The organism is uncultured Desulfovibrio sp. (assembly GCF_910584445.1).
Classification (GTDB): Bacteria; Desulfobacterota; Desulfovibrionia; order Desulfovibrionales; family Desulfovibrionaceae; genus Desulfovibrio.
This window is the reverse complement of record NZ_CAJUBO010000013.1, coordinates 30,133-43,684: the sequence shown is the minus strand read 5'-3', so window position 1 is coordinate 43,684 and position 13,552 is coordinate 30,133. Positions and strand designations below refer to the sequence as shown.

Sequence of the window (13,552 nt, the reverse complement as noted above, 5' to 3'; positions counted from 1 at the left end):
CGTAAGGGTTTTGCGGCGGCATAGCCGCCGGGAGTGCGCGAAAAACCACGCTTTTTCGCGAACGATCCTGCAAAAATTCTTCGCAGGATGCCATCACCGACAGCTCCGGCCTACGGACTGCCAGCATGTCTACCGACGGATTTTCCGGATTCAGGGGGATTTTGGTGGATGGCATACGGCAAATATGCCCAGTTAACATGCTGAAAGAACATGCTAACTGGACATATTTGGATTTTCTGAAACGGTTTGAGCAACTTCCATCAAAAAATGCTCTAGACCCCGGCGATCTGAAGGCGCATGAGGGCGCGCTGCAACGCGACCTGCGCCCGGACTTCGTCCAGATCCTCCTCGCGCCGGGCCAGGCGCTGCTCGGCGCGTTCCTTGGCGGCCAAGGCCCGCCGGGTGTCGATGTCCCGCGCATGCTCCGCCGATTCCGCCAGGACGCTGCAGATATTATTGTTGACGTCCACAAAGCCGCCGGAGATGAAGACCTCTTCATCCTTGCCGTTGGCGCGATAGCGCAGATTCCCGATCTTCAGGGCCGAAAGCAGGGAGACGTGATGCGGCAGGACGCCGAACTCGCCCACCACTCCGGGGCAGATGACCATTTCCGCATCCGTGCTCACCACGGTCTTGTCCGGTGTGACGACTTCCAGTCGCAATGTAGCCATGGCTGCTCCTCAAATAGCGCGTGAAAAACCGGGCCGTGCCTCTCCATCGTGACAACGGGACACCGCCGCCTGACGGATGGGAGCCGGGATCAGAAGCCCCGGCAGCGCGCCCGCCCGCGACCGCGGGCGGGCGCTGCAACTCAGGCTTTTTCTTCCTGGGCCTTGCGGGCCTCGTACTTGGCGATGGCCTGGCTGATGTCGCCCACCATGTAGAAGTCGCTCTCGGCCAGGTGGTCATACTCGCCGTCCAGAATGCCCTTGAAGCCCTTGATGGTGTCTTCGAGCTTGACATACTGGCCGGGCATGCCCGTAAAGGTCTCGGCCACATGGAAGGGCTGGGAGAGGAAGCGCTGGATGCGACGCGCGCGCGCCACCGTGAGCTTGTCCTCGTCCGAAAGCTCGTCCATGCCGAGGATGGCGATGATGTCCTGAAGTTCCTTGTACTTCTGGAGCACCATCTGCACACGCCGGGCCACGCTGTAATGCTCTTCGCCCACCACGTTGGGGTCGAGGATGCGGGAGGTGGAGTCCAGCGGGTCCACGGCGGGATAGATGCCGAGTTCCGCGATCTGGCGCGAAAGCACGAGGGTGCCGTCCAGATGCGAGAAGGTCGTGGCCGGGGCCGGGTCCGTCAGGTCGTCAGCGGGGACGTACACCGCCTGCACCGAGGTGATGGACCCCTCGTTGGTGGAGGTGATGCGCTCCTGCAGGCCGCCCAGGTCCGTGCCGAGGGTGGGCTGGTAGCCCACGGCCGAGGGCATGCGCCCGAGCAGGGCCGACACTTCCGAACCCGCCTGGGTGAAGCGGAAGATGTTGTCGATGAAGAGCAGCACGTCCTGATGTTCCTCGTCGCGGAAATACTCGGCGCAGGCGAGGGCCGTCAGGGCCACGCGGGCGCGTGCTCCCGGAGGCTCGTTCATCTGCCCGTAAACGAGCGTGGCGCGCTCCAGAACGCCGGCCTCCTTCAGCTCGTTATAGAGGTCGTTGCCCTCACGCGTGCGCTCGCCCACGCCGGCGAAGACCGAGGTGCCGCCGTGCTGCTTGGCGATGTTGTTGATCATCTCCATGAGGATGACCGTCTTGCCCACGCCGGCGCCGCCGAAGAGGCCCATCTTGCCGCCCTTGGGGAAAGGCACGAGCAGGTCCACGACCTTGATGCCGGTCTCAAGCAGTTCGACCTTGGTATTCAGGTCCGTGAACTGCGGCGGCTGACGGTGGATGGGATAGTGCTTTTCCGCCTCCACCGGGCCGAGGCCGTCGACGGGGCGGCCAATGACGTTGAGGATGCGGCCCACGGCGGCCTTGCCCACGGGCACCATGATGGGCTTGCCCGTATCCGTCACTTCCATGCCGCGCACAAGGCCCTCGGTGGCGTCCATGGCGATGGTACGCACCACGTTGTCGCCCAGGTGCTGGGCCACTTCGCAGACAAGGTCCGGGGCGTCCTTATTGTTGGGATTCTTGATCTCGAGCGCGGTCAGGATCTCGGGCAGGTGGCCGTCGCTGAACTCCACGTCCACCACTGCGCCGATGACCTGGACGATCTTGCCGATGTTCTTGCTCATGTTCGCTCCTTAGCCCTTGAGCGCTTCCGCGCCGCCGACGATGTCGATGAGTTCGCTGGTGATGGAGGCCTGCCGGGTCTTGTTGTAGAGCAGGGTCAGGGTGTTGATGAGCTCGTCGCAGTTGCGCGTGGCGTTGTCCATGGCGGCCATGCGCGCGGCATGCTCGCTGGCCGCCGTGTCCAGCAGGCCGCTGTACACCTGCACCTTGACGTAGCGCGGCAGAAGATCCTCCAGGAGCTTGGCCTCGCTCGGCTCATAGACATATTCGCACTGGGGTCCGGAGTCCGGCCCGCTCTCCGCGCCGGGCGCCTTGAGCGGCAGCAGACGCAGGGATGCCGGCGGCTGCTTTGCCATGGAGAGGAACTCGCCATACACGAGCCACACTTCGTCCAGCTCCAGTTTCTCATAGGCGTGGATGACCTCCACGGCCACCGCGCTTGCCAGCGGGAAGTCCACGCTGCCCATGCGGTCGCCAAAGGACGTGCCCAGGGCGAAACCGCTCTTGCGGATGGCGTCGCGGCCTTTCCTGCCCACGCAGAGAAAGCTCACCTCCATGCCTTCCGCCGTCCGTTCCCGCGCGAGCCGAAGCCCCTCGGCGATGATGCCCGCATTGAAACCGCCGCACAGCCCCCTGTCGGAGGTGACGAGGATGATGCAGCAGCGCTTTTTCTCCTCATGCTCGGTGAGCAGGGGGTGGCTCACGCCATCCACCTTGGCCGCAAGCTCGCCGATGACCTGGCGGTACTTGGCGGCATACGGGCGGAAGCGCTCGATGCGGCTCTGGGCGCCGCGCAGCTTGGCCGAGGCCACCATGCCCATGGCCTTGGTGATCTGCTTGGTCTTGCCGACACCCACGATCTTCATTTTTACGTCTTTGAGCGATGGCATCCGGCTCTCCCGCGCTTAGGCCTGCCGCCCCTGCTTGAAGGCGGTGACGGCGTCTTCCAGCCCCTTTTCCACGTCAGCGTCGATGACCTTCTTGTCCCTGATGGCATCGAGCACATCCTTGCGCGTATCGCGCAGGAAGGTGAGCATGTCCGCCTCGAAGGCGCGGATGTCCTCCACGGGAACGTCATCCATATAGCCGTGCGTGGCCGCCCAGATGGATGCCACCTGCTCCTGGGCCGGCATGGGCTGGTACTGGGGCTGCTTGAGCAGCTCCACCAGACGCGCGCCGCGCTCCAGCTTGGCCTTGGTGGCCTTGTCGAGGTCGGAACCGAACTGGGCGAAGGCCGCCAGCTCGCGGTACTGGGCAAGGTCCAGACGCATGGTGCCGGCCACCTGCTTCATGGCCTTGATCTGCGCGGCACCGCCCACGCGGGACACCGAAAGGCCCACGTTGATGGCCGGGCGCACGCCGGCGTTGAACAGGCTCGGCTCCAGATAGACCTGACCATCCGTGATGGAGATGACGTTGGTCGGGATATAGGCCGACACGTCGCCCGCCTGCGTCTCGATGATGGGCAGCGCCGTGAGCGAGCCGGCGCCCAGCTCGTCGCTGAGCTTGGCCGCGCGCTCCAGAAGACGCGAATGCAGGTAGAAGACGTCGCCGGGGAAGGCTTCACGTCCCGGCGGGCGGCGGAGCAGGAGGGACATCTGGCGGTAGGCCGTGGCCTGCTTGGAAAGGTCGTCATAAACGATAAGGGCGTGCTTGCCGTTATCGCGGTAGTATTCCGCCATGGTGCAGCCGGTATAGGCCGCGATATACTGGAGCGGCGCCGGATCGGAGGCGGTGGCCGAAATGATGGTGGTGTATTCCATGGCCCCGTGCTTGCGCAGCACGTCAGCCACCAGAGCCACCGAGGATTCCTTCTGGCCGATAGCCACATAGAAGCAGTGGATGCCCGTCTCTTTCTGGGCCAGGATGGCGTCCACGCACACGGCCGTCTTGCCGGTCTGGCGGTCGCCGATGATCAGCTCGCGCTGGCCGCGGCCGATGGGCGTCATGGCGTCGATGGCCTTGAGACCCGTGGGCATCGGCTCATGCACGCTCTTGCGCTGGATGATGCCGGGCGCCTTGATTTCCACGGGGCGGGTCTCGTCGGCCTCAACGGGTCCGAGTCCGTCGATGGGTTCGCCCAGGGGGTTGAGCACGCGGCCCATGACCTTCTCGCCCACGGGCACGGAAAAGATCCTGCCCGTGCGCTTGACCGGGTCGCCCTCCTTGATGCCCACGTCCGAGCCGAGGAGGGCCACGCCCACGTTGTCCTCCTCAAGGTTGAGCACCATGCCCATGACTCCGCCGGGGAACTCCAGCAGCTCCATGGACATGGCATTCTCCACACCGTGCACGCGGGCGATGCCGTCACCCACATAGAGCACGGTGCCGGTCTCGCTCATCTCCACGCGCTGCTCGTAGTTCTGGATCTGATCCTCGATGATCTTGCTTATCTCGTCCGCTTTGATCTGCATCTACACACCCCTCTTGAAAGTCTCGCGGAGGATCCCCAGCTGCGCGCGCAGACTCGAATCCAGCACCTTGTCCCCCACGGCGAGCACCATGCCCCCGAGGATCTCCGGGTCCACGCTGAAGGCCAGTTCGATGTCGCCGCCGCTCTTCTTCGCCAGCTCGGCCCGCAGCTGCTCCCGCTTGGCCTTGGAGAGCTTGACGGCGGTGATCACCCTGCCCCGCAGGACCCCGTTGGCCTCGTCGAGGAGGATGCCGTACCAGCCGGCGATCTGGCGCAGGGAGGCAAGGCGCTCCTTGTCAGCCAGAAGAAAGCAGAAATTCCGCATGGTCTGGTCGGCGCCGAGCTTTTCCAGCAGTGCGCCCAGCACGCCCTTCTTTTCCTCCACGCCGACGACCGGGCTTTTCAGCACAGCGCCCAGCTTCGGTTCCCCGGCGACAAGATCCCCCAGGGCCGCGAGGCAGGCCCCGCGTTTTGCCAGGGTGTCGCCCCCCTCACGCCTGCCCAGCGAAAACAGGGCATTGGCGTACCTTCTCGCAACAACGGTGTCGGTCAACGCAGCACCACCTTGTCCAGAGAGTTGGCGATGAGCCGGTCATGGTCCTGCTCGGTGAGCTTGCCGCGCAGGGCCTTTTCCGTTGCCTCCACGATTTCGTCGGCCAGGGTGGAACGCACCTGGTCGCGCAGGGCACGTCCCTCGTTTTCCGCGGCACGGCGCGCCTGCTCCACGATCTGCCCGGCCTGTCGGCGGGCTTCGTCCACGATGTTCTGCCTGAGCCGCGCCGCCTGTTCCTTGCTTTCCTCAAGGATGGCCCGGCGCTCGGCCTCAAGGTTGGCGATGCGCGCCTCAATGGCCGCGAGATGTTCGCGCGCCTCGCCACGGCGTTTTTCCAGCTCGTCCAGGGTATCCTTGATGGTCTGGCGCCGCCCCCTGAAGAAGCGCTTGGCGAGACCGCCCACGAAATACCAGAGGATGCCCACAAAGACCACGAGGTTCACCACCCGCCAGGCAAAGTCGCCCCAGCGCGGGGCCGGATGCCCTTCCGCGGCAAGGACCTCGGCCGCGCCCGCCAGGACCAGAAGACCGGCCAGGAAAGCGGGAAGGAAGTTGCGGAAAGTTCTCTTGCTCAAGACGCACCCCCCGTTGCGGTCTGCGTTCATCATCTGCGGACCCGTGTGTGCCAGTGCCTAGGAATTGCCGAGCAGACGGTTGCCGAGCCTGGCGGAAAAATCGCTGATGCCGTTGCGAAGCTCGTTCAGGGCCGCCTCGGCCTGGCCGCGCAGGGCCGAGCGGTTCTCCGCGAGCAGCTGGCGCGCGCTCTGCTGCGCCTCGCCCACGATATCCTGCTGCTCGTTCAGGCCGGACTGGCGGCCTTCCTCGCGGGCAAGGCCCGCCTGCTGCCGGGCGCGGGCCAGCTCCGCCTCATAGGCGTTGAGCTTTTCCGTGGCCTCGGCATTGAAGGCATCGGCCTCCGCGGCCATGCCGTCCATGATGCCGTTGCGTTTTTTGATGATTTCGCGGACAGGCCGGATAAGAAGGAGATTGAGCACAAAGAGGGCAATGAAGAAATTCGCCAGCTGAAAAAGGAGGGTGATATTCAGGTCCAGCATGCACGGCCCCCTGCAATGACAATGGGTGAAAAAGCTCCCGTACCATAGCCCCCTGTCAGGATTATGTCAAAGGGTATTGGGAACAAATATGGCAAAATACGAAAAAAAGTTGCCGGCGACCGCTCATGCCGCGCCCGGCAGCAGACGCAGGACGGCCGCGCAGACCGCGTCCGGGGATGCCGAGGCGTCCACCGTATGGTGCGCGCAGGCGGCATAGAGGGGGGCGCGCTCCGCCAGCACCTCGCGCAGCTCCTCCAGCATGCTCCGCCCGGTAAGCGACGGCCGCTGCGCTGCCAGCGGACTGGCCGCAAGGCGCGCGGCCGCGGCCTCCGGCGGCAGCGAGAGCCAGAAGACCACGCCGTTCGCGCAAAGAAAGCTCCGGTTGCCCGCGTCCAGAACGATGCCGCCGCCGGTGGCGATGACCGCCCCCGTTGGGAGCAGCGCCGCGCTCGCCGCGGCCTCGCGCAGGGCCGCGCTTTCCCGGGCGCGGAAGCCGCTCCAGCCTTCGGCCGCCACAATGTCCGCCACGCTCATGCCCGCGCGTCCGCAAAGGAACTGGTCCATGTCCGTGAACGCGCACCCGAGGCGCAGCGCCAGCGCCCGGCCCACGGTGGTCTTGCCCGCGCCGCGGCCCCCCACGAGAAAAATGACCGCCATCCCCTCACCCCTTTTCCGGGGTCTCCGTCCCCGGCCCGCCCTCCACGGATCCCCCGCCGTACCTGGTGAGCCGCGCATGCAGGGTCTTGCGCGTGATGCCCAGGACCCGCGCCGCCTCGCTCTTGTTGCCGCCGCACCGGCGCAGGGTCCGCTCGATGACGGCGCGTTCCACCTCCTCGAGGGTGGGCAGGCGTCCGCCATCACCGGGAAGTTCCCCGGGGAGGGCGGCAGGCCCGTCATCACCAAAGCCTGTGCCGGTGCCGGCCGCTCCCCCCTCCGGCGCCCCGCCAGCCGGCCGCAGCAGGCGTTCCGGCAGCTCGCGCGCGTCGATATGTTCGCCGGGCATGAGGATGACGGCCCGCTCCATGACGTTTTCCAGCTCGCGCACATTGCCGGGCCAGGCGTAGCGGGTGAGGATGTCCAGGGCCTGCGGCGTGATGCCCGTCACGCGCTTGTGGTTGGCCTGCGCGAAGCGCGCGGCGAAATGCCGGGCAAGCAGTTCGATGTCACCGTCCCTGTCGCGCAGGGGCGGCATGGTGAGCGTCACCACATTGAGGCGGTAGTAGAGGTCCTCGCGAAAGCGGCCGTGCGCCGTCTCTTCGGCGAGGTCCCTGTTGGTGGCCGCGATGACGCGCACATCCACAGGTTCGGGCCTGGCGCCGCCCACGCGGAGCACCTCGCGCTCCTGCAGGACGCGCAGGAGCTTGACCTGCATGGAAAGCGGCAGTTCGCCGATCTCGTCCAGAAAGAGCGTGCCGCCCCGCGCCCGCACGAAGAGTCCGTCATGGCGCCGGTCCGCCCCGGTGAAGGCCCCCTTTTCATGCCCGAAAAGCTCCGAGGCGAGCAGGGTCTCGGTGAGCGCGCCGCAGTTGACGGCCACAAAAGGCCCGGAGGCCCGGCGGCTCAGGTCGTGCACGGCCTTCGCGGCCAGCTCCTTGCCGGTGCCGGACTCCCCGGCCACCAGCACCGTGGCCTCGCTGGGCGCGATGGTGCGGATCATCTCCCAGAGCGCCCGCATGGGCGCGCTCTGGCCGAGGATGCCGCCGCGCGCGCTCCCTTCGGCAAGGCGGCGGCTCAGGGCGGCGTTTTCCTCCACCAGGTCCGCATGGGCAAAGACGTTGCGCAGGCTGACCCTGAGCCGCTCGAAGTCCAGGGGCTTGGCGAGGTAGTCGAAGGCGCCGCTCTTGATGGCCTCCACCGCGGCGGGGACATCCGAATAGGCGGTCATCATGAGCACGGGCAGGGCAGGCCGCGCTTCCCTGATCCGTTGCAGCGCCTCCAGACCGTCCATGACCGGCATGCGGACATCGAGCAGGACAAGGTCGAACGACCGCTCCCGGCACGCGCGCACGGCTTCCGCGCCGTCGCCCGCCACGTCCACGGCATAGCCCCAGTTTTCCAGCAGGGTGCGGAGCATGCGGCCGTGGGCCACGTCGTCATCGGCCACGAGGATGGACAGTTTCGCCTTCATGCCGCGCCCTCCGCCGGGCGCGCCCGGCATGCGCCGCCGCTTCCGTCCGGCAGCAGGATGGTCATGGTGGTGCCGCGCCCGGGCAGGCTGCCGGCGCTGATCTCGCCGCCATGCTGTTCCACGATCTGGCGGGCGATGCTCAGGCCCAGGCCCGTGCCGCCGGCCTTGGTGCTGAAATAGGGCGTGAAGATCTGGGCCGTCGTGGATGCCGACATGCCGCAGCCCGTGTCGCGCACGCTGATGCGCCAGCAGTCCCGCGCCTGTTCCGGGCCGCGCCCGCGCGCGAGCGCCACCTCCACTTCGCCGCCCGCGTCCGTGGCCTGGATGGCGTTGATGACCAGATTGAGCACCGCCTGCATGAGCCGGTCCGCATCCACCTCTGCCGCATCCGTCCCGCCTTCCGGCAGGCGGAGGCGCAGACGCACGCCCTTTTCCGCGGCGTCCGGCGCGGCCACGGCCACCACCCGAGAAAGCACGGCGCCCAGGCTGGCCGGAGCGCGCGCCAGCTCGCGCGGCCGCGCCAGACTGAGCAGGTCGGAAAGCACGCGGTTCAGGCGCTCCGTTTCCTCAATGAGCACCTGGCCCGTGGCATGGCCGAGCGGGTCGTCGCGCAGCCGCTCCGTCAGATAGGTGGCATAGCCCCGGATGGAGCTTAATGGATTGCGGATCTCGTGCGCCAGGCCCGCCGCCAGATTGCCCAGGGCCGAAAGACGCTCGTGCTGCCGGAGCTGGCGCTGGAGACTGCGGATCTCGCCCAGGTCGCGCAGGGCGAACAGATAGCCCAGAGGCTCATGCCCGGCGCCGGACAGGCGCGCGGCCGTCAGCTGCACCGGCAGCGGCGCGCCCTGCGGCCGCCCCAGCTCCAGCTCGCGCTCCAGGAGCGGGACGCCGCCGTCCAGCTCGGCCATGAGCGCGGACCAGTCAAGCCCGGTCCCGGCCAGGCGCGCCGCCATCGTGTCCGGCGCCCCCCGCCCGGCGGCGTCCCGCGCCGCATCCGCCGCTTCCATGCCGAGCAGGGCGCGGGCGCGGGCATTGCACAGACGCACGTCGCCCGCCGTGTCGAGCACGACCAGCCCGGCGGGATAGTTCCGCACCACCTGGGCGGCCAGAGCCTCGGCATCCGCCAGCCGGCGCCGCGAGGAACGGTAGCGCTGAAAGAGCAGCCCCAGCGCGGTTGTCGCCAGCGCCGCCACCAGGACAAGCCCGGCCATGAACCAGAGGTGGAGGACATATTCCTCCAGCCGTTCCTCCATGCCCGTCACATCCAGGGCCACAAAAATGCAGCGGGCCGCCCGTTCCGGGCCGGGGCGCGTCCCTTCGTGCCGTCCGTGCACGCCGCGCAGGCGGCCGGGGGCGAACAGGCGCCAGGTCTCATAGATGGAGGGGTCGTCCGGGCTGAAGCGGCCCTGCGTCAGGCTGCCCGGCGCCAGGCGGCGCAGTTCCTCCGGCGTGTAGAGCACCGAGCCTGCCAGCTCGGGATTGCTGTCCGCAAGGATGCGGCCCGCGCCGTCGGTGATGGCGATCCAGGCCACGCCCGGCTGCCGGGCCACCTCTTCCGCCAGACGCGCCAGCATGCCGTTCCCGTGGGGTCCCGGGTCCAGAAAGCGCGCGCTCCCCTCCAGCGCCCAGACGAGGGAATCGGCGCGGCCATGGATGGCCGCCAGCATCTGCTCCCGCTCGCGCTCCACAGCGCGCGTGATGACGAGGACGGCGATGCAAAGCCCCGCCAGCGCAAGCCCCGCCAGCAGGAGAAGCTGCTGCCGGAACGGCGGGGACGCGGGGGAAGGGAGGACCGCATCCCCGCGCCGCGCCCTTGCGCGCGGCACGCCGGGCGCGACCGTGTCGAAAGTATCCGCTTTTTCGGGATCCGTATCCTTTTTACTCACCATGGACCGCCTCTGGGTAAAAAGGGTACACAATCCGCACCCAGCACGCAAGGCGGCGGGACAAATTTTTGAAATTTATCTTTTCTTTCAGTATATTATATATAATGGCATGGCGCTTGCTATAAGGCGGCCACAGGAATTCCGGCGCCACATGCGCCCCAAACTTCAGCAACGAGGAACATCATGACCATGCTCAGCAAACGCATCACCACCCTGGCCCTGGCCGGCATCCTGGCCCTTGGCGTGGCCGGCGCGGCGGAAGCCGCCAACGGCCGTGACTACCGCCCCGATGCCTACGCCTACCCCGGGCTTTCCCCCGAGCAGCAGGCCACGGCCCAAAAGCTCCATTCCGAAAGCCTCGCCGGCACCAACGCCCTCCGCGACGCGTTGCGCGCCAAGCGCGCGGAACTGGACGCCCAGCTTGCCAGCCCCGAACCCGACAAGGGCAAGATCGAGTCCCTTTCGCGTGACATCGGCGAACTGCGCGGCAAGCTGATGGCCGCCCGCGTGGACCTGCGCGCCAAACTCGCCAAGGAAGGCATCCCGGCGGACGCCTATGCCGCGCCCGCGCCCCAGGGACGGCCTGGACCCGGCTACGGCGGACCCGGCTATGGCCCGGGCTACGGTCCCTGCTGGGGTCCGGACGGCCACGGCTACGGCTACGGCTACCACCACGGGCGCCGCGGCGGCCACCATGGCGGCTACGGCCCGCGCGGGGGCTGCTGGAACTAGAGCCAGAAGATGACGCGGGGCGCCCCTCCGCCCCGCAACGCCTCCTCCTGAACATGCAAAAACGGGGAGCCTTCCGGCTCCCCGTTTTTGCGTTCTTTCGTTCGTGTCGGCGTTTGCCGACAGACACTAGAAGCTGTAGGCGAAGATGACTTCGGCCTTCCAGACATCCTGCTTCTGGAAGGAGGTATTGCGGGCGCCCGCCTTCTTCCAGGTGTCGTTGTCCACGAAGTTGGCGATGTAGCCGAGTTCGAGGTTGATGTCGAAATTCTCGTACATCTTGTAGTTGTTGACGAGGTTGAACTCGAGCAGGCCGTCGTTGGTGGTCAGGTACGGGCCGGTGTTGCTGCCCATGCCGTCGTTCCAGGCCCAGGAATTTTCCATGTACTTGACCATACCGGTGCTGTTGGTGCCGCCCCAGTAGGCCACGCGGAAGGTGTGGGAGAGATCTTCCACAAAGCTCATGTCGCGGACCTGAAGGCCGATGCCCCAGGTGCCGGAATAGTCAAGGCAGAAGTCCTGCCAGGCCCAGCCGTAGTTGCCGTCGCCCATGAAGGAGGTGAAGTTGCCCATGGGCACGACGGAAGGCATGCGCTCGGAACCGTTCTTGGGGTTGCCGTCGTCGCCGGAGCCATACCAGCCGAAGATGCCGGGAACACCCCAGTCCATCTTGTATTCCACAAGGGCCTTTGCCAGCCAGCCCTGACGCTCGGTGCTGGAGCGTTTGGCGACGCCGTTCTTGGAGGCCCAGTACCGGCCCATAGGCTCGGAGTAGCCGTAGTTGAGGTCCACCTCGATGTTCAGCGGATCAAAGGCCGTGATGGCGAAGGGCAGACCGGCCCAGAACAGGGTGCCGTAGCCCTTGCTGGTGCCGCCGATATTGTTGCGGCCCGCAAGCCCCGGATAAGGATAGAGGCTGTAGTTCGGGTTGCCGTCCCTCGTCGAGAAGCCGTTCTCGCTGCTGCGGCCCTGCCACTTCGCGATGCCTTCCATGGAGTTGGCGCCCTTCATGCCGAGCATGGCCCAGGGCGTGATGGAGAAGCCGTCCAGGGTGACGGGCACCATGAGGCTGAAGAGATCCAGATTGTCGAGGTAGCCCGCGCGGTTGGAGTCATGGCGTCCAATCGTGCGGTTGCCGTCAAAGTTGTCGTTGAGCGGACGCGCCCACAGGGCGGTCAGCGAAACGGCGTCGTTGAACTTGTAGTTGGCGGTGATGGCGGCCACATCCGTGTCCATGACGGCGGAACCGCCGGCCACGTTGGGCAGGGTCACGCCCTGGATGCCCATGCGGAACTTGAGGTCCGTCTCGGGAACCATCCAGTCGATATAGGCGCGCTTGAGCCTGATGACGTTGGTGGCATCCGCGCCGAGGGCGCCGCCGCTCTCCGCCTGGCCCCAGGTGGTGGTGCCGATCTCAAAGCCGACCGTGCCGGAGAGGCTCTCGCTGGCAACGGCATCCAGCTGGAGGCGAAGCCGCTGCACCGCGCCGAACTTGTCATCGGTATTGGTGGCGGATTTCTTGCCGTCCGCATTACGCGTCTTGTGGATGAAATTGGTATCCTGAACGCCGAAGCCCATGAGCCACTGGCCCTTGGCCTGGAAATCAATGGCGCTCGCGCCGGTGGCGGCCCCGAAGACAAGGCCCGCGGCAAGCAGAAGCGTACACAGTTTTTTCATCGTCCCTTCCTCTTCTTCTGTCCCCGAAACAGGGAAAAACGCCCCACCCCATGCGGGGCAAAATTTTTGTACCGGCATTGCGCGCAAAACGCAAGCCTTTTTGTAAAAAAATTTTTACCCGGACGCTGGCATACAAAAAAACAGGCTCCCCACATCCATGGGAAGCCTGTCGTCTGCTGTGGCGCGCCCGAAGGGAGTCGAACCCCTGACCAAGAGCTTAGAAGGCTCCTGCTCTATCCTGCTGAGCTACGGGCGCATGGGATGGCGGCGCGTTTCAGTCGTCTGCCGGCTCCCGCGTTTCCGGACTGGCGAGCAGCCCGAGGCGGGCGGCCAGTTCCGTCGCCTGAAGCGCCAGGGGCAGCAGCGCAAGGCCGCCGGGACCCCGGCGCAGAAAGCTCAGGGCCAGGCCGAGCAGAAACGAGCAGCCGACGCTCCGCAGCGGATGCTCGCGCACATAGTCGAGCGGGGCAACGGCGTCCGCCGCGCGCAAAAACCGCGCCTTGGCCCTGCTGACGTCTTGCATGGCAGTATCCACACGCTCTCCGTATGCATGTTTCCCCGACAACCGTTCCCCGCCCGCGGGATGGCCGCGGGGCGGGCATCCCGCCGCCCTCCGCGCGCACGGGGGCGGACGTTTCGGACTCAGGAAGGACGCCCGTAGGGAACGGCCTGCGCCCATACGCCGCGTCCATGCGAGGAACGGCACGGCCCGGCGGAGCAGGCGTCCCTGGCCTTGCGGGGGGCTGTCCCGTCCGCGCGCGTACCCCGTGTCCCCCCGGCCTGCGCTTCCGGCTGTTCCCCGGGGGTCGGCGGCGCGGCGCGCCGCGCGCTCAGGAGCAGGCAGGCGGCAACGGCGGCGCTCGCCAGCCCCAGGATG

Annotated in this window: 13 protein-coding genes and 1 tRNA gene; 1 reads left to right on the top strand and 13 read right to left on the bottom strand. The window is 66.7% G+C overall.

Annotated features, from left to right (window positions below; all coding sequences use genetic code 11):
* Positions 1–272 precede the first annotated feature (272 nt).
* The 10 genes from QZ294_RS07535 to QZ294_RS07490 all read right to left on the bottom strand — a co-directional run bounded on the left by QZ294_RS07535 (position 273) and on the right by QZ294_RS07490 (position 10,272).
* Positions 273–671: a F0F1 ATP synthase subunit epsilon gene (locus QZ294_RS07535; RefSeq protein WP_297048543.1), complete on the bottom strand. Its 399-nt coding sequence runs from the start codon at positions 669–671 to the stop codon at positions 273–275.
* Positions 672–811: 140 nt separating this feature from the next.
* Positions 812–2,236, bottom strand: a complete 1,425-nt coding sequence (gene atpD / locus QZ294_RS07530) for a F0F1 ATP synthase subunit beta (protein ID WP_297048541.1) — start codon at positions 2,234–2,236, stop codon at positions 812–814.
* 9 nt (positions 2,237–2,245) lie between these two features.
* Positions 2,246–3,124: a F0F1 ATP synthase subunit gamma gene (locus QZ294_RS07525; RefSeq protein ID WP_297048539.1), complete on the bottom strand. Its 879-nt coding sequence runs from the start codon at positions 3,122–3,124 to the stop codon at positions 2,246–2,248.
* Positions 3,125–3,139: 15 nt separating this feature from the next.
* Positions 3,140–4,648, bottom strand: coding sequence for a F0F1 ATP synthase subunit alpha (atpA, locus tag QZ294_RS07520; RefSeq protein WP_297048537.1), 1,509 nt, complete (start codon positions 4,646–4,648; stop codon positions 3,140–3,142).
* The gene (gene atpH / locus QZ294_RS07515; RefSeq protein WP_297048535.1) at positions 4,649–5,200 is read right to left on the bottom strand and encodes an ATP synthase F1 subunit delta; all 552 of its coding nucleotides are present in this window, start codon (positions 5,198–5,200) and stop codon (positions 4,649–4,651) included.
* Positions 5,197–5,775: an ATP synthase F0 subunit B gene (locus QZ294_RS07510; protein WP_297048533.1), complete on the bottom strand. Its 579-nt coding sequence runs from the start codon at positions 5,773–5,775 to the stop codon at positions 5,197–5,199. Before QZ294_RS07510 ends, atpH begins: the two co-directional genes overlap by 4 nt.
* A 57-nt stretch (positions 5,776–5,832) precedes the next feature.
* On the bottom strand, positions 5,833–6,255 hold the full coding sequence (locus QZ294_RS07505; protein WP_297048531.1) for an ATP synthase F0 subunit B: 423 nt from the start codon (positions 6,253–6,255) through the stop codon (positions 5,833–5,835).
* Between the two features lie 123 nt (positions 6,256–6,378).
* Complete coding sequence (gene aroL, locus QZ294_RS07500; RefSeq protein ID WP_297048529.1) at positions 6,379–6,912, bottom strand: shikimate kinase AroL; 534 nt, start codon at positions 6,910–6,912, stop codon at positions 6,379–6,381.
* Between the two features lie 4 nt (positions 6,913–6,916).
* Entirely contained in the window at positions 6,917–8,383 is a 1,467-nt protein-coding gene (locus tag QZ294_RS07495; protein ID WP_297048527.1) for a sigma-54 dependent transcriptional regulator, read from the bottom strand.
* Entirely contained in the window at positions 8,380–10,272 is a 1,893-nt protein-coding gene (locus QZ294_RS07490) for an ATP-binding protein (protein ID WP_297048525.1), read from the bottom strand. Before QZ294_RS07490 ends, QZ294_RS07495 begins: the two co-directional genes overlap by 4 nt.
* A gap of 180 nt (positions 10,273–10,452) precedes the next feature.
* Here QZ294_RS07490 and QZ294_RS07485 point away from each other — a divergent pair, with 180 nt between their 5' ends.
* Complete coding sequence (locus QZ294_RS07485) at positions 10,453–11,001, top strand: periplasmic heavy metal sensor (RefSeq protein WP_297048523.1); 549 nt, start codon at positions 10,453–10,455, stop codon at positions 10,999–11,001.
* 126 nt (positions 11,002–11,127) lie between these two features.
* On the opposite strand, the gene QZ294_RS07480 is transcribed toward QZ294_RS07485, so the two are convergent.
* The 3 genes from QZ294_RS07480 to QZ294_RS07470 all read right to left on the bottom strand — a co-directional run bounded on the left by QZ294_RS07480 (position 11,128) and on the right by QZ294_RS07470 (position 13,198).
* Entirely contained in the window at positions 11,128–12,675 is a 1,548-nt protein-coding gene (locus QZ294_RS07480) for an outer membrane homotrimeric porin (RefSeq protein ID WP_297048520.1), read from the bottom strand.
* Between the two features lie 179 nt (positions 12,676–12,854).
* Positions 12,855–12,931 (bottom strand) — tRNA-Arg (locus QZ294_RS07475).
* A gap of 18 nt (positions 12,932–12,949) precedes the next feature.
* Positions 12,950–13,198 (bottom strand): hypothetical protein, encoded by a 249-nt coding sequence (locus QZ294_RS07470; protein ID WP_297048518.1) that lies wholly within the window; start codon positions 13,196–13,198, stop codon positions 12,950–12,952.
* Between the last annotated feature and the right edge of the window lie 354 nt (positions 13,199–13,552).